Consider the following 15,318-nt stretch of genomic DNA (forward strand, 5'->3'; position numbering starts at 1 on the left):
CCTCCGGGGAAGTTCAGGACGGGATGACCTTGGGGAGTGTAGATGCCCGGCGGTCAGAGGTATGCGCGCTGGTCACGCTTGGCCCGCTCGTACGCCTCCCGCGCCGCTGTGGTGCTCTCCAGCGCCGCCACGGCGGCCACCGGCACGTCCCACCACGACTCGGAGGACGGCACCGGCGACCGCGGGTCGGTCTCGATGTGCACGACCGTGAGCCGGTCGTTGGCGCGGGCCCGTTTCAGGCCCTCGACCAGGTCGGCGATCGTCCGGCAGCGGATGACCGCGGCGCCGAGGCTCTCCGCGTTGGCCGCCAGGTCCACGGGCAGGTAGCCGCCGTCGTAGTCCTCCTCGAGCCCCCGGTAGCGGTAGCTCGTCCCGAACCGCTGCGACCCCACCGACTCGCTCAGCGCCCCGATCGACGCGAAGCCGTGGTTCTGCACGAGCACGATGACGAGCTTCACACCCTCGGCGACGGCGGTGACGATCTCCTGCGCCATCATCAGGTACGACCCGTCGCCCACCAGCGCGAACACCTCGCGGCCGGGGTCGGCGAGCTTGATCCCGAGCGCCCCGGCGACCTCGAAGCCCATGCACGAGTAGCCGTACTCGACGTGATATTGCTTCGGGTCCCGCGCGCGCCACAGGAGTTGCAGATCACCGGGCATGCTGCCGGCCGCCTGCACGACGACGTTCCGCTCACCGCACGCCTCGTTGACCGCGCCGAGCACCTCGCTCTGCGCGGGCAGGGGTCCGTGCCCGAGACGAAAAGCCTTGTCGACGGTACGCGTCCAGCCCGCGACCGCCTCCGCCCACGTGTTCTCGACCGTGAAGCCGCCGAGCGCTGACAGCCCCTCGCGGGCGTCCGCGATCAGGGCCGTCGCGCCGAGCTTGTGCGCGTCGAAGGAGGCCACGTTGAGATTGACAAACCGGGCGTCCGCCGCGAAAGCGGTCGACGACGCGGTCGTGAAGTCGCTGTACCGGGTTCCGACGCCCAGGATCACGTCGGCCTCCCGGGCCAGCCGGTTGGCGACCGGGGTGCCCGTGGCGCCCACTCCCCCGACGGCACTCGGGTGGTCCCACGGGATCGCGCCCTTGCCGGCCTGCGTGTCGGCGACCGGGATGCCGGTGCGGCCGGCGAAGTCGATCAACGCCTCGGAGGCGCCCGAGTAGATCACTCCGCCGCCGGCGATGAGCAGCGGGCGGCGAGCGGTTGCGAGCACCGCCGAGGCGCGCGCCAGGGCCGCCGGCTCGGGCACCGGGCGGGCCACATGCCACACGCGCTTGGCGAACAACGCGGGCGGGAAGTCGTACGCCTCGGTCTGCACGTCCTGGGGCAGGCAGAGGGTGACCGCCCCCGTCTCGGCCGGGTCGAACAGGACCCGCACAGCGCGCAGCAGGGCGGACGGGAGCTGTTCGGGGCGCCAGACGCGGTCGAAGAACTTCGACAGCGGGCGGAACGCGTCGTTGACCGACGTGTCGCCCGAGCCCGGCTGCTCCAGCTCCTGCAGCACCGGCGGCGCCACGCGCGTCGCGAAGACGTCGCTGGGCAGCAGCAGGACCGGCAACCGGTTGACAGTCGCCAGCGCGGCCCCGGTCAGCATGTTGGTCGAGCCGGGCCCGATCGAGGCCGTGCACGCGTACGCGGAAAGCCGGTCCCGCATCTTGGCGAAACCGGCCGCGATGTGGACCATGGCCTGCTCGTTGCGGGCCAGGTGATAGGGCAGATCCGCCTCGCCCGTGCGCTGGGCCTGGAGCAGCGCCTGGCCGATCCCGGCGACGTTGCCGTGCCCGAAGATGCCCCACACACCGGGGATCGCCCGCTGCTCGATGCCGTCGCGCTCGGTCCACTGGTTCGCCAGGAACCGCACCACGGCCTGCGCGACGGTCAGCCTCACGGTCGTCTCCTCTCCCGGGCCGACGTCAGCGGCAGCCGCTCGTCGACCTCCTGCCGGCTCCACGAGCTCCGCACCCACGCGTGCGCCGGGTCGTCGGAGAACAGCCAGCGGCGCTCGCCGGCCCCCGCCATCACGTTCAGGTAGTACAGGTCGTAGCCGGGCGCGGCCATCGACGGGCCGTGCCAGCCGTGCGGGATCAGCACCGTGTCGCCGCTGCGGACCTCGGCGCAGACGTCGATCGGGCGGCCCGGGTGGCCGTACACCCGCTGGAAGCCGGACCCGGCCGTGCCCGCCGGCGAGCCGCCCACCTCGAAGTAGTAGATCTCCTCGAGCGCGTTCTCGCCCTCGCCCTCCTCGTCGTGCTTGTGCGGCGGCCACGACGACCAGTTGCCGCCGGGCGTCAGCACCTCGACCGCGATGAGCCGGTCCGCCTCGAACGACTCCGGCGTGCAGAAGTTGTTGACCTGCCGGCTGGCCTGCCCGGCGCCGCGCAGCTCGACCGGGACCTGCTCGGCGGGCCCGTAGCGGAACGGCAGGCCCGGCCGCGCCCGCGCACTGGGCAGCGCGAACCGCCCGCCGTTGCCGGCCCGCACGGTCACCGAGGTGCCCGGCGGCACATAGGCGAAATCGGTCACCCGGGTGAACACCGAGCGCCGGCCGGTCAGCGTGAGCCGCTCGTCGTCGCAGGTCACGTCGCAGCCGCCGGAGAGCGGCAGCACGATCATCTCGTCGTCGCCGGTCGGGAAGCTGACCCGCTGGCCGATGCCGAGCTCGAGCACGCGCAGCCCGCTGTAGCCCCAGCCGGCGCTCTCCGGGGTCACCGCCGGATCGAACGGCCCGGCCACCCCGTCGCCGCGGCGCAGGACATTGCTCCGGCTCTTGTTCACCGCTGGCTCACTTTGGTTCACAGCAGACTCACCGCCCGGTCGACCGCCGCCGCGACGTCGCCGCCGGGCGGGAACAGCAGGCTGCGCCCGACCACGAGCCCCTGAACGCCCCTGTTCGCGAGCCCCTTGGCCCACCCCGCGTAGACGGCGTCGGCGTCCGCACCGACCTCCCCACCCAGGAGCAGGACCGGCAGGGTGGTCGCGGCCAGCACGCGGTCCAGGTCCGGGACAACGGGCAGCTTCAGCCAGGTGTACGCCGACGTGGTCCCGAGCCCGGCGGCCACCGACACGGCCCGGACCATCGCGTCCGCCGTCAGCTCCGTGCGCAGCCGGCCCTCGTCCCGGTACGCGAGGAAGGGCTCGACCATCGCCATCAGCCGCTGCTCCGCCAGGGCGCTCACGGCCGCCGCGCAGCTCTGCAACGTGTCCGCGGTCGCCGCGTCCGAGTAGTCCAGCCGCAGCAGCATCTTCCCGCCCTCGAACCCGGCCGCGGCGAGACTGCGGGCGTCGTACCCGGTGAAGCGGTCGTCCACCTCGAAGGCCGCCCCGGCGAGCCCGCCCCGGTTCATCGAACCGAGCACGACCTTGTCGTCGAGCGCCCCGAGCAGCAGCAGGTCCTCGAGAATGTCAGGACTGCCCAGCACGCCGTTGACCCCGGGCCGGCCCAGCGCGATCCGCAGCCGATGGAGTAGGTCCGCCCGATTCCCCATGGCGAACCGATCCGGACCGGCCGCCAGCGCCCCCCGAGCCGGATGATCCGCCGCAATGATCATCAACCGCCCGTGCCCGCCCCGCCAGGACACCGGCCGCCGCCGCTCCCGCGCCGCGGCGGCAACCGCATCCGGCCGATCAGCCCGCACCGCGGCGATCTCATGCACCTCGAGCATCGTTCCCCCTGGTTGGTGAGCCATGGGAATTCGCCTCGATGTAATAACGGCAATGCGACGAGGTCAATACACCGGGCGATCGGCAGCCGCTGCGGATGATCCTTCCAGCATCCTCGGACGGCGACCGGACAGCACGAAGGCAGACCGCGGATATGTGCCGAACGGGCGCGGTCGTCCGAACTTCCCTGTCCACTATGCTGCACTTACCGACGGACCAGGAATCGGTCCCGCAGCACGGGCGCCCGCACGCAGGACAGAGGTACCTATGGCAAGCAGTCTCGACCCGATGGTGCAGCGTCGGCGCCTGCGCGTGGAGCTGCGGAAGGCCCGCGAGGCCGCCAGGTTGTCCCAGAAGGACGTAGCCCCTGAGATGGACTGGTCGCTGTCCAAGCTGATCAGGATCGAAACGGGTGCGGTAGCTATTTCGATCAACGACCTTCGAGTGTTGCTGCAGCTGTACGGAATCACCGATCAAGCCAGGATCGACACCTTGGTCGGCATGGCTCGGGCAGCGCGGGAACCCGCTTGGTGGTTCCCCTATCGCGACAGACTCTCCACGGAGTTCGCCACCATGCTGAGTTACGAGTCGGCAGCGTCGATCATCCGAAACTTCCAACCTCTCCTGATGCCAGGCCTGCTCCAGACGGAAGAGTATGCCCGGGCCACCCTGGCGGAGATGGTGCCGCCGCTGGCGCCCGATCCCACGCTCCTCGGCCAGCTGGACAACCTTGTCGAACTCCGGCTCGAGCGCCAGGAGCGGCTCAGCTCGCGGACCGACCCGCCGAAATTGTTCTTCGCCTTGGACGAGGCAGTGCTCTACCGCTGGGTCGGCGGGCCCGACGTGATGCGGCGGCAGCTGGAGCGCCTCAAGGACGCCCTCACTGAGACCAGGACAACGCTGTGGATCGTTCCCTTCAGCGAGGGTCTCTATCAGCGGATGCGCGGGGCCTACATGCTGTTGGAGCTTCCCACGACCGAGGAGAACGAGGACGTCCTCTACATCGAGGACTTCCGCGGTGAGTTCCTGATCAAGGATGACCTTCAGGAGACCGCCGTCTACCTGGAGGCGTTCTGGAGGATTGAGCAGATCGCCTGGAAAAACGAGAAGGCCGTGACCTTGGTCGACCGAGCTCTCGCCACTCTTGATCAAGCCTGATGCCTCTTCCACCGAAGATCACCGACGGCACCCAGCAACCTCCCGGGTGCCGTCGGGACACATCGGTGCCGGACGCCGTTACGCCGGCAGGTTGAACTCCCCGTCGTGCACGCCGCCCACGAAAGCAGCCCATTCGTTGCGGGTAAAGGTGAGCACCGGGCCCTCGCCGGCGGCTTTCGTGTCACGGACCAGAACGGCCGCCTGCTCGGCCTGATACGAGACCTCGACACAATCGCCCTGTGCGCTGCGCATACTCTTGCGCCACTCGGCGCCGAGTGGATTCATTGCTGATCACCCATACATTAGTAGTGTGAAAAATACCGTGTAGACGACAATACGCGCAACGGGCGAGCCCTGTAACGCAATTGACCGGAGAAACGTAGCAGCACGGGCTACCGAAGTCCATTAACTACAGTCGCAAGTCGAAAATTAACCACAGCCGTCGGCTGCGGAGACGGAACAGTACGACTGCCAGATACCAGGATGACATGTAGCAGGTTGCCCTCGGCAGATCGCGCATGCCAGTCCGATCACCGCACTTCGCGCACCTACAAGTCGCTGACCTCATCTTGCCCGCAGCAGCAGGCCACCTACCTGCCCACCATCCGCGCCGCGACGGCTCGCGGTCGGTTCGGAAGCAAGCCGACGGAGTCACCCTGCCGCACGTCAAATGGTTCCTCCCGGGCGGCCGGAAGTCAGACCGCTACACAGCAGGCAGATACTTGGCAATTAAGCATGGCATCTCGCATACTGGTTCCGGATCCACTGTCTGATGCGATCACGACAGTGCCTCAAGGGCCGGGGCGGCTACCCCGGACCGGGCCGGATTGTCTGTTTCAACGACGGACAATCCGGCTTTTTGTCTCACTGCGGCGGTCGGCGCTAGGCAACCATCCAGCTCATGGGGCAGACTAATCGCAAGAACGCAATTCAATCCGGATCACGAACAAATGATCCTGCCGAGTGAAGGGAGGTGAAAAAGATGAAAGCGGATATGGCCGACGTCGTGCGCGAGGCAATTCGATCATGGCCGGCGACATTCAGGCTGTGCTTGATCATCGTGGTAGCCGCCACGGTCGCGCTGTACTTCTATCTGATGGGCGTGCCAGTCCTGCCTGGTCTCATGAGGTAGTGGATCCAGGACGCCCTCGAGCCGCTCAGCTCGGGGGCGCTCCCCGTCTTCACCCTGATTCCACCGGCTTGGAGCCGGGTAACCCCCCTGCCGGAGCCGCACCTCCACACGGACGGGGGCGATGCCGGCCGGATCACCGCCGGAGGGCTTCCCGGCGCTGCTGACCGCGGTTTCGGTCTTGCCGTTGTCCCCAACACTGATGTGGCGGCCGGGCGGGCAATACCCCGAAGCGGAAATGAATCGACATCGGCGGCGGTCAGGCGACGACGAAGGAGCGCTTGGAGAGGCCCATCCAGAAGCCGTCGATCGGCTGGTCGGCGGGCTGCTCAGGGTTGCTCGACGCGCCCAGGGTCAGGAACATCGGGGCGAAGTGCTCGATCGTCGGGTGGGCGTAGGGCATGCCCGGGGCCCGGCGGCGGAAGTCGGCCAGTTCGTCGACCGCGCCGCGGGACAGGGTGTCGGCGGCCCAGGCGTCGAAGTCGCGCGACCAGCCCGGGGCGGCGGCGTCCGGGCGCCAGTCGCGCAGGAAGGGCAGCCCGTGCGTCGTGAAGCCGGAGCCGACGATCAGGACGCCCTCCTCGCGCAGCGGCGCCAGCCGGCGGCCCAGGTCGAGCAAGCGGTCCGGTTCCAAGGTGGGCAGGGACATCTGGAGGACGGGGATGTCGGCGTCCGGGTACATGACCGTCAGCGGCACGTAGGCGCCGTGGTCGAGCCCGCGGTTCGTCCGGGCCACGTGCTCGTTGTCGGGCATGAGCTTCTGGATCCGGTCGGCGAGCGCCGGTGCGCCGGGCGCCCGGTATTCCACCTCGTAGTACTTGCGCGCGAAGCCGCCGAAGTCGTACACCAGCGGCACCGGCTCCGTCGCGCCGAGCATCAGGGGTGCGGACTCCCAGTGGGCCGAGGCCATGAGGATCGCCCGGGGCCGCGGCAGGCCGGCCGTCAGCTCCCGCAGCTGGGCGACCCAGGCCGGGCTGTCGACGAGCGGCGGGGCGCCGTGGCTGAGGAAGAGCGCGGGCATGGTGCTCAAGACGGCCTCCGGGCGAGGGTTGAAACTTCAACCAAACAACCCCACCGTACGCCTCATTTAGTTGATTCGTCAAGCAAAGCGAGGCGCGGCCACAGCTCGGCCAAGGTCGCGGCGCCGGCCAGCAGCACGTCGATCGACACGCTCTCGTCGCCGTCGTGCCAGTTGTCCTCGGGCAGTCCCGTGCCGAAGAAGATCACCGGCGCGCCCGTCTTGCGGGCCAGCAGCTCGGCCGGCCCGCCTCCGGCGTTGCCCATGCGCCCCACGGGACGGCCGAAGCCGGCCTCCATCGCCTCGGCCAGGGCGGCCACGGCGGGATGGTCGCGCGGCGTCCGGTACGGCTCCTGGTCGGTCGGGCTGCCCACGGTCAACTGGTGGTCCACCCGGTCGTCGAGCGCGTCGGCGACCCAGCGGCGCACCTGCTCGGCCACCTTCTCCGCGCGCTGCCCGGCGGCCGTACGGATGCTGATCGTGGCCGTGGCGACGGCCGGGATCGCGCCGCGCGACGGGCCGGTGTCGGTGCCCGACTCCAGCGAGATGACCTCGGCGGCCGGCCGGGCCCAGAGCCGTTCGAGCACGGTGAAGCCCTCCTCGCCGCCGATGCTGCGGGTGTGCGAGCGCTCGAGCCAGTCCTCGTCGCTGTAGGGCAGGGCCGCCAGCTCCGCCCGGGTCTGCTCGGTGGGCTCCGTCACGTCGTCGTAGAAGCCGGGCAGCGTGATGCGCCCCTTGTCGTCGTGCAGCCGGGCCAGCAGTCCGGCCAGCGCGACGGCCGAGTTGGGCGCCGGGCCGGAGACGGCACCGCTGTGGATGTCGGTCCGGGGTCCGTACACCTCGATCTGGGCCAGGACCAGGCCGCGCAGGCCGAGGCAGACCGCGGGGTGCTCGGCGTGCCACAGCAGCGTGTCGGAGAAGACGACGAGATCGGCGGTCACACCGTGCTCGTCCAGCAGATCCGACAGCGACGCCGATCCGGTCTCCTCCTCGCCCTCCACGAGCACCTTGACGGTGACGGCGGGGGCGGCGCGGCCGGTGACGGCCAGGTGGGTGCGCAGGCCCCAGAGGTGGGCGAGCACCTGCCCCTTGGCGTCCGAGGCGCCCCGGCCGTACAGGCGGCCCTCGCGCAGGACCGGCTCGAAGGCCGCGGTCTGCTCCCAGGTCCCGTCCTTGGCCGCGCGGACGTCGTGGTGGCTGTAGACGAGCACCGTCGGGGCGCCGGGCGCGGCGCACCACTCGGCGTGGACGGCGTTCGCGGACCACATCTCGACTGTCGGAAATCCGATCTCGGAAAGGGTGCCACGCAACCAGTTCACAGATCGAAGAACATCTATTTCATGCTCCGGCGCGCCGGCCACGGACGGCACGCGCAGCCACTCGGCCAGCTCGCGTACCAGCTCAGCGCGGTTCGCGGACAGATGACGGGCGGCGGCGGACGGTGCGGATCTCGGGCTCACCCGGCGGCGCATACCCCGGCCGGAAGGGGCCACACCATAGTCGACAGACCACTGAGCGGTAAGTATCTTGTCTCCTGATTGCCTAGCTGAGCGCGCCACCGATCAGCTCCGCGGAACCGTCCCGCCAGCTCGAAAGGGAAAACCGTGCAGCCCCTCGCCGACGACCTGTTCCTGACCGCCCACGACTCCGTGCACGGCCGCTGTCTGCTCAGTCCCGCCATCCTCGGCCTCGGCCTGGGCGGCGCGGTGCTCGCCGAACTGGTGCTCGGGCGCCGGCTCGACATCCGCGGCGACCACCTCGCCCTGCTCGACGACCGGGCCACCGGCGACATCGCGAGCGCCGCGGTGCTCGGCCACATCGCCCGGGACCACAACCGGGGCGTGCGCGACTGGATCGCGTACCTGGGCAGCGGCATCGCGCCCGACCTGGTCGGGCGCCGCCTGGCCACGACCGGGCAGGTCCGCCGCCGCGCCCGCCGCTCGTTCTTCGGCACCCGGCTGGTGACCGAGCCGGTCGACTCGGTCGCGTCCGGGCGGCCGGGCACCCGGGTCCGCGTCGCCGCCGAGCGGCGCGAACGGCTGCCGCAGGAAGACCTCACGCTGGCCGGGCTGATCTTCGCCACCGGCCTCGACCAGTACACCCTCGCCACGCTCGGCCGGGCCGACCGGGCGCACCTCCTCGACCAGCTGCGCCGGCGCCTGCCGGAGCCGCTGCAGCGCCTCCTCGGCCACGCCGAGGCCGCCGTCGGCGAAGCCGTCCTGGCCCGCCGGGCCTGAAATTCCCCCTCGAAGGAGAACCCCTTGCCCTCCAGCCATGCCCTCACCGCACCCGTACGGGTGTCGGCCGCGCTCGCCCGGGACCGCCTGGGCGTCGCCGCCGTCGTGTTCTTCGTGATGTCGGCCGCCGCGCCGCTCACCGTCGTCGCCGGCGTCGTCCCGACCGGTCTCGCCGTCACCGGGCTCACCGCCATGCCGATCGCGTTCCTCGTCGTCGCGCTCGTGCTCGCGGTGTTCTCGGTCGGCTACGTCGCCATGGCGCGGCACATCGCCAACGCGGGCGCCTTCTACGCGTACATAGCCCGCGGCCTGGGCCGTCCCCTCGGCGTGGGTGCCGCGTGGGTCGCGCTGGCTGCCTACAACAGCTTCCAGGTCGCCGCGTACGGAGGATTCGGGGCGATCGCCGCGCCCCTGGTCGGCGACTGGACGGGCGCCGACCTCCCGTGGTGGCTCATCGCGCTCGCGGCCTGGGCGCTGACGGCCGTCCTCGGTGTCCGCGACGTCGCCGTGAACGGCCGCGTCCTGGCCACCCTGCTCGTCGCGGAGGTCGTGCTCGTCGTGGTGTTCAGCGTCACCGACCTGACCACCGCCGGCTTCCGCCCCGACCTCGCCGCGCTCGACCCCGCCGGGCTCACCGGGGCCGGGGCGGGCGCCCTGCTGGTCATGGCCGTCACCGGCTTCGTCGGCTTCGAGCAGTCCGTCGTCTTCAGCGAGGAGTCGCGCGACCCGCGCCGGACGGTGCCCCGGGCCACGTACGTCGCCATCGCCCTCATCGCCGCCCTCTACGCCTTCGCCTCCTGGGCCATGATCTCGGCCGCGGGCGCCGGTGCCGTCAACCGGGCCGCCGCCGAGGGCCCCGAGCTGTTCTTCGTGCTCGCCGCCGACCGGCTCGGGACGGCGGCGGTCCACCTCGGGCACGCCCTGTTCCTCACGTCCCTGGTCGCGGCCATGATCTCCTTCCACAACATCATTTCCCGGTACGCGTTCGCGCTCGGCCGCGAGGGTGTGCTGCCCCGGGCGTTCGGCCGCACCGTGCCCGCCACGGGCGCCCCGAAGAACGGCTCGCTCGTGCAGTCGGCGTTCGGGCTGGCGGTGATCGTCGCGTACGGGGTGCTCGGGGGTGATCCGCTCGTGCAACTGTTCTTCTGGGGCGGGACGGCCGGCGGGCTGGGGGTGCTGCTGCTGATCACCGTGACGTCGGCGGCGGTGGTCGCGTACTTCGGCCGGCGCGCGCAGCTCGAGAACGTCTGGCGCCGGCTGCTCGCTCCCGGCGCCGCGACGCTGCTGCTGGCGGGCATCACGACGCTGACGATCGTGCACCTGGCGACCGTGCTCGGGGTGCCGCCGGGGTCGGCGCTGACGCGGGTGCTGCCGTGGGGTTTCCTGGTGCTCAGCGGGCTGGGTGTGTGCTGGGCGCTGACGCTGCGGCGGTTGCGGCCGGCCGTGTACGAGGGGATCGGGCGGGGGGCTCGTGCCTTCTCGTTCTCCTCCTTCGGCCCCGTGCGCTCCTTCGGCCCTGACCGTTCTTCCGGCCCTGACCTTTCCTCCGGCCCTGACCTTTCCTCCGGCCCTGACCTTTCCTCCGGCCGCGGCGGTGCGGGGGACGGCCGGTGAGCGGGGATGGGATCCGGCCGGCGCGGGAGGACGAGGCCGGGGCGGTGGGGGCGCTGATCGGGCGCGCCTTCGACCACCTGCCGCAGAACCGGGCGCTGGTGCCCGACCCGGCGGCGCGGCTCCGGGTCATGACCGGCTTCTTCACGCTCATGACCGAACTGGCCGCCCCGCCGGCCGGGCGCGTCGAGGTCATCGGCGGACCGGACGGCACGCCCGTCGCGGCGGCGGTCTGGTTCGACCGTACGCTGCCGGGCGTACCGCCGGACGCGTACGGTGACCGCCTCGCCGCCGTCGCCGGCCGCTGGGTGCCGCACTTCGCGGCCCTGGAGACCCTGCTCGAGGAGCATCACCCCGACGTGCCGCACTGGCACCTGGCGTTTCTGGCCGTGCACCCGCACCACCAGCGCGCCGGGCTGGGCTCGGCGCTCCTGCAGCACCGGCACGCCCGGATCAGCGCCCCGGCGTACCTGGAGGCGACCAACGCGTTCAACGCCCAGCTCTACCGGCGGCACCACTACCGGCGGCTGGCGCCCTACGAGATCCAGCTCCCGGACGGCACCCCGTTCTACCGGCTGTGGCGCCCCCACCTCACCCCTTCGGCGGTAGCGCGCCGCCCGTCCCCTGCTCCATGATCATCTGAAGTTTCGTACCCGCAGGCGGGAGGCTCCGGCGTGTCCATGACCATCTGTGTCCTGGGAACCGTCCTGGCCATGGCCGGCCACTTCCCCCACCGTCCCCGCCTGTGGGTGCCGCACCTCATCGGCCTGGTCGCCATGGTCGCCGTGGCTCTCGGCCGCGGCGGCGACCTCACCCGCTGGACCGGCGCGGCAGCCCTGGCCCTCGCCGCCGCGGTCGCCGTCGCCGGCCTCCCCGTCCTGCGCGACCGCCTCGAAGCCACCCTCGACGCCGCTGCCATGGCCCTCTTCGTGCTCATGATGCCGCCCATGACCGCCGGTCATCACCACGCCGCCCCGGGCGGACCAACCCTGATCGCCGCCGTGGCGGTCCTCGCCGTCTGGACCGCCGGGCGAGTCGGGACAGCCCGCTTCCTGCCCGCCTCGGGCGCCGGCTCGCTGCGCCGCGTCAACACGGCGGGCTCGGCCGCCATGTTCGCCGGCATGACTCTGATGCTCGCCTGAGTCCGCGACATCACGCCGCGGGAAGCTCCCGCCCCAGGCGGCCCAGCGGCGACAGCCCGATCAGAATCGGCGACAGCAGCGTCCCGGCGGCCGCGAGCAGCAGCGCCGGACGCAAGCCGATCCGCCCGGCGAGAAGCCCACCGGCCAGCGAGCCCAACGGCGTCGCGCCCATCCCGGCGAACGTGATCGTCGCAGCGATCCAGCCCTGGATCGCCGGGGCCGCGACCGCTTGCCGCACAGCCATCATCGTCACGTTGACCAGTTGCCCCAGCGCCCCGAAGACAAAGTTGATCACGAAAAGCAGGGCCACCCCGGCCCACGGGATGCCCAGCAGGACGCCGTCCCCGACCGCGGCCGCGGCGACGAGCACCGGACCGTAGCCGTAGCGGCCCGGCAGGCGCGCCGCCAGCAGCGAGCCCACGAGAGCGCCCGGTCCCGTGGCAGCGAGGACGAGCCCGATCTCCGCCCCCGACAGCCCCTGCTCGCGAGGCAGGAATACCAGATAGGCGGTCATCAGGGCGGCGAACGAGAACTGGAACGCGGCCGACGCCAGCGCCATCGTGCGCAGGAGCGGATGCCGGGCCACGAGACGCAGGTGCCGCCAGAGCCCGCCCGGCTGCGGCGCCACCTGCTCCCGGTGCCGGATGCGCGCGATCGACCCGAACGACACCACGAAGAAGAAGGCGCCGGCCGCACACGCGATCGGCGCCGACAGCAGTGAGACGAGGGCGCCCCCGAGCGCCGGGCCGCCGAGCTGGGCGGCGGACCGGCTGCCCTCGATCGCGCTGTTGCCCTGCAGGAGCTGGTCACGGCGAACCAGCCGAGTCAGGGACGTCTGATAGGCGACGTCGAAGAGCACCGACAACGACCCGACAACGAAGGCGCCGGCGAGCAGCGCGGGCAGGCCGAGCCCGGTCAGGGGGACGAGCACGGCGATCGCCCCGAGCGCCAGGGCGCGGCCGGCATCGCTGAGGACCATGACCGTACGGGTGCTCCGGCGGTCCACCCAGCCGCCCGCCAGCAGGGTCAGCAGCAGCAACGGCGCCTGCCCGACGGCCCGCAGCACGCCCAGCTGATCCGGGGCGGCGTGCAGCGAGAGCACGGCGACAAGCGGAATGATCACCAGGCCGGTGTGCTCGCCCAGCTGGGAAGCGGTCTGCCCGGCCCACAGCCGGCGAAAGTCAGAATGGCGCCACAAAGACGGCAGCACGAAGGAGTCCCTTACGACAGAGGGAACGTGCCGCGCAACGGGGCAGCACGCGATGACCGATAAGCGTCAGCGCGTGCGGGAGGGACCGGGCATGCCCCCGAACCTAGCCCGGGGCGGTCGATCCGCGTAAGCCATTTTTCGCCCGCCCCGGGAATCGGCTAGTGCTCCGCCGCGTCGGGCGGGCCACGATCTCCCCGCGCACGGCCGCTCCCGCGCCGGCGGCTCACCGCCCGTTGTATACGCCATCCAGTTGCATTCTCAGCCCATTTCGGGGTCATGTGGTGACGATGATTACTTCCTGGCAATTGGCACGCCGGATCGTCATTTCGATGCGACATCCGGGGCGGGCGGGAGGACAATTTTCGGCATGGGACAGCTGGAATTTTTCAGCCGGGCGCAGGTGGCCGGGATGCGGGATCGCACCCGGTCGCGGCGCTGGTGCCCGGAGCGTGAGCAGTTCCGGCGCGAGCAGCGGGAGCGGCGCGACTGGGGCAAGTTCCGGCTGCACACCCGGCGACTGGCTGAGCTGCGGGCTCGGCGCGCGGGTCGCGGTGCACCAAGCGCAGGTTACCCCGGGAGAGTGCTGCCTTCCGGCCCGGTGCGCCCCCGGCCCCGGCCCGTCCCCGCCGCACCACAGCCCACCGCACCACAGCCCGCCGCACCACAGCCCGCCGCCCCGCCCATGCCGCCGCCCGCGTCGCCGCCCGTCAATCCGCTCACCGCGGCCGGGTTGCCGCCCACCTCAACCGCATCGCAGCCCACCGCGCCGGCCGCGTTGCACACCCCGCCTCCGCCGTCGTCCGCACCGCCGCCTGTCAATTCGCTCACCGCGGCTGGATTGCCGCCCACCTTGGCCACATCGCGGCTCACCGTGCCGCGCATCCCGCCCGCGCCGCCGCCCGACAGACCGCTCACCGTGGCTGGGTTGCCGCCCACTTCAGCCGCATGGCGGCCCGCCGTGCCAGCCGTGTTGCCGCTGGCTGCGCCGCTCGCCCCCGGTTGCACTACAGCCGAGGCGTTCTGGGCTGTGCTTGTTGCGATCCATTCCCGCACGGCCGCCATCTGCACCGCGGCCATCTGCACCGCGGCCATCTCCACCGCGGCCATCTGCACCGCGGCCGTCTCCACCGCGGCCGTCTCCACCGCGGCCGTCTCCACCGCTGGTTGCTGCTCGTGTCGCCGCGCCGTCGGCTGCTCATCGCGCGCGGGCCCGTCGGTCTACGCAACCCTCACGGCCGACCCCTGGCCGTCTCCGCCGCGCTGGCCCGTCCGGTCTGCTGCTGATCGTTGCCGGCTTGCCGCTGGTCGGTTCTGCGCGAGGGGCCGCCTACCCCCAGGCGCCATGCACCGCCGTCTGCCCCACGCGCCATGCACCGCCGCCTGGCGCAGCGTGCCGCTCTCCTGGGCCCGCGAACGCCACGGGCGCCGACCCACGGGCGCCGACCACGAGCATTGCCGGCGCCGGCATGCGTCCGGCGCGGCTGAGCACCGTGCGCGGCGGCACGAAACGAGCGGGGGTGCGACGGAACCAGCTCCACGGCCAGGGCGCGATCGCCCGGATCCCGGCCAGGGTGCTCGCCCGGCCAGGGTGCTCGCCCGGCCAGGGTGCTCGCCCGGCCAGGGTGCTCGCCCGGCCGGGGCACCTCGGTGACGGTCGATCACACGAGCCGGTTCTCGTGGACCAGCGCTTCCCTGAACAATCGCCGGTCACCGTGGAGACGACGATCCAGACCGGCCGCGGACCCGTCGACCTCAGCGAGACCAGAGCCGTCACCTTCCCGGCCCCCAGCGAAACCGCTCCGCGCGGGGGTGAGGACACCGCCGGCCACCGATGAAACCCGCCGGGTGCCGGCCGCTGCTGTCTCGGCCGATGGTGAGGATCGGGCCGCCGCCGGCCGTGGGCATGCCGGGGATGTGCCGCGAGGCCGGAATCCGGGTCAACGCGGTTGCTCCCGACGCCACTCGTGCCACCATGGTCGGCGACCCGAAGGCCGTTCGCCTCACCGCGGGGGCGGGCCGCCGGCGCACCATGGGCGGCATGGCCGGAGCCGACACGGTCGCCGCCGCCATCACCGGCGTCGTCCTCCCCGTCGACGGCGACTCAAGCGCGGTCTGAGCAGGGCAAGCCCGGGCCAGGCAAAGAAGCCCC

General features: G+C 71.7%; 14 protein-coding genes. 6 read left to right on the forward strand and 8 right to left on the reverse strand.

Annotation, left to right across the window (positions count from 1 at the left end; translation table 11 throughout):
* Positions 1-53: 53 nt before the first annotated feature.
* From iolD to RAN62_RS12425, 3 genes are read right to left on the reverse strand one after another with little or no spacing between them, the layout of a single operon-like run.
* Positions 54-1,892: a 3D-(3,5/4)-trihydroxycyclohexane-1,2-dione acylhydrolase (decyclizing) gene (gene iolD, locus RAN62_RS12415; protein ID WP_305784722.1), complete on the reverse strand. Its 1,839-nt coding sequence runs from the start codon at positions 1,890-1,892 to the stop codon at positions 54-56.
* Positions 1,889-2,779, reverse strand: coding sequence for a 5-deoxy-glucuronate isomerase (iolB, locus tag RAN62_RS12420; RefSeq protein ID WP_305784723.1), 891 nt, complete (start codon positions 2,777-2,779; stop codon positions 1,889-1,891). The genes iolD and iolB overlap by 4 nt, the downstream gene beginning before the upstream one ends.
* Before the next feature lie 17 nt (positions 2,780-2,796).
* Positions 2,797-3,666 (reverse strand): Cgl0159 family (beta/alpha)8-fold protein, encoded by an 870-nt coding sequence (locus RAN62_RS12425; protein ID WP_305784724.1) that lies wholly within the window; start codon positions 3,664-3,666, stop codon positions 2,797-2,799.
* A gap of 265 nt (positions 3,667-3,931) precedes the next feature.
* On the opposite strand from RAN62_RS12425, the gene RAN62_RS12430 reads away from it, so the two are divergent.
* Positions 3,932-4,822, forward strand: coding sequence for a helix-turn-helix domain-containing protein (locus RAN62_RS12430; RefSeq protein WP_305784725.1), 891 nt, complete (start codon positions 3,932-3,934; stop codon positions 4,820-4,822).
* A gap of 78 nt (positions 4,823-4,900) precedes the next feature.
* Here the strand turns inward: RAN62_RS12430 and RAN62_RS12435 are convergent, their stop codons facing one another.
* The 3 genes from RAN62_RS12435 to RAN62_RS12445 all read right to left on the reverse strand — a co-directional run bounded on the left by RAN62_RS12435 (position 4,901) and on the right by RAN62_RS12445 (position 8,429).
* A complete protein-coding gene (locus RAN62_RS12435) occupies positions 4,901-5,107 on the reverse strand; it encodes a DUF397 domain-containing protein (protein WP_305784726.1) in 207 nt (68 codons plus the stop codon).
* Positions 5,108-6,210: 1,103 nt separating this feature from the next.
* Positions 6,211-6,972 (reverse strand): dioxygenase family protein, encoded by a 762-nt coding sequence (locus tag RAN62_RS12440; protein ID WP_305784800.1) that lies wholly within the window; start codon positions 6,970-6,972, stop codon positions 6,211-6,213.
* Between the two features lie 62 nt (positions 6,973-7,034).
* Entirely contained in the window at positions 7,035-8,429 is a 1,395-nt protein-coding gene (locus tag RAN62_RS12445; protein ID WP_305784727.1) for a M20/M25/M40 family metallo-hydrolase, read from the reverse strand.
* Between the two features lie 144 nt (positions 8,430-8,573).
* Here RAN62_RS12445 and RAN62_RS12450 point away from each other — a divergent pair, with 144 nt between their 5' ends.
* Genes RAN62_RS12450 through RAN62_RS12465 form a run of 4 tightly spaced genes read left to right on the forward strand, consistent with a single transcriptional unit; the run spans position 8,574 to position 11,959 of the window.
* Positions 8,574-9,206: a GOLPH3/VPS74 family protein gene (locus tag RAN62_RS12450; protein WP_305784728.1), complete on the forward strand. Its 633-nt coding sequence runs from the start codon at positions 8,574-8,576 to the stop codon at positions 9,204-9,206.
* Positions 9,207-9,230: 24 nt separating this feature from the next.
* On the forward strand, positions 9,231-10,820 hold the full coding sequence (locus tag RAN62_RS12455) for an APC family permease (protein ID WP_305784729.1): 1,590 nt from the start codon (positions 9,231-9,233) through the stop codon (positions 10,818-10,820).
* A complete protein-coding gene (locus tag RAN62_RS12460) occupies positions 10,817-11,452 on the forward strand; it encodes a GNAT family N-acetyltransferase (RefSeq protein ID WP_305784730.1) in 636 nt (211 codons plus the stop codon). The genes RAN62_RS12455 and RAN62_RS12460 overlap by 4 nt, the downstream gene beginning before the upstream one ends.
* 45 nt (positions 11,453-11,497) lie before the next feature.
* Positions 11,498-11,959 (forward strand): hypothetical protein, encoded by a 462-nt coding sequence (locus RAN62_RS12465; RefSeq protein WP_305784731.1) that lies wholly within the window; start codon positions 11,498-11,500, stop codon positions 11,957-11,959.
* 10 nt (positions 11,960-11,969) lie between these two features.
* Here RAN62_RS12465 and RAN62_RS12470 read toward each other — a convergent pair whose 3' ends face one another.
* Both RAN62_RS12470 and RAN62_RS12475 read right to left on the reverse strand, forming a co-directional pair.
* Entirely contained in the window at positions 11,970-13,169 is a 1,200-nt protein-coding gene (locus RAN62_RS12470) for an MFS transporter (RefSeq protein ID WP_305784732.1), read from the reverse strand.
* A gap of 567 nt (positions 13,170-13,736) precedes the next feature.
* Complete coding sequence (locus RAN62_RS12475) at positions 13,737-14,327, reverse strand: hypothetical protein (protein WP_305784733.1); 591 nt, start codon at positions 14,325-14,327, stop codon at positions 13,737-13,739.
* A 712-nt stretch (positions 14,328-15,039) separates the two neighbouring features.
* Between RAN62_RS12475 and RAN62_RS12480 the strand changes: the two genes are divergently transcribed.
* A complete protein-coding gene (locus RAN62_RS12480; protein WP_305784734.1) occupies positions 15,040-15,285 on the forward strand; it encodes an SDR family oxidoreductase in 246 nt (81 codons plus the stop codon).
* The last annotated feature ends 33 nt before the right edge of the window (positions 15,286-15,318 follow it).

The sequence above is a fragment of the Symbioplanes lichenis genome (assembly GCF_030709675.1).
Taxonomy (GTDB): domain Bacteria; phylum Actinomycetota; class Actinomycetes; order Mycobacteriales; family Micromonosporaceae; genus Actinoplanes; species Actinoplanes lichenis.

Bases quoted from the DNA above. Each gene is read 5' to 3' on its own strand.
- RAN62_RS12440 (WP_305784800.1), bottom strand. From the start codon at position 6,972: ATGCCCGCGCTCTTCCTCAGCCACGGCGCCCCGCCGCTCGTCGACAGC.
- RAN62_RS12425 (WP_305784724.1), bottom strand. From the start codon at position 3,666: ATGCTCGAGGTGCATGAGATCGCCGCGGTGCGGGCTGATCGGCCGGAT.
- RAN62_RS12465 (WP_305784731.1), top strand. From the start codon at position 11,498: ATGACCATCTGTGTCCTGGGAACCGTCCTGGCCATGGCCGGCCACTTC.
- RAN62_RS12430 (WP_305784725.1), top strand. From the start codon at position 3,932: ATGGCAAGCAGTCTCGACCCGATGGTGCAGCGTCGGCGCCTGCGCGTG.
- RAN62_RS12480 (WP_305784734.1), top strand. From the start codon at position 15,040: ATGGTGAGGATCGGGCCGCCGCCGGCCGTGGGCATGCCGGGGATGTGC.
- RAN62_RS12435 (WP_305784726.1), bottom strand. From the start codon at position 5,107: ATGAATCCACTCGGCGCCGAGTGGCGCAAGAGTATGCGCAGCGCACAG.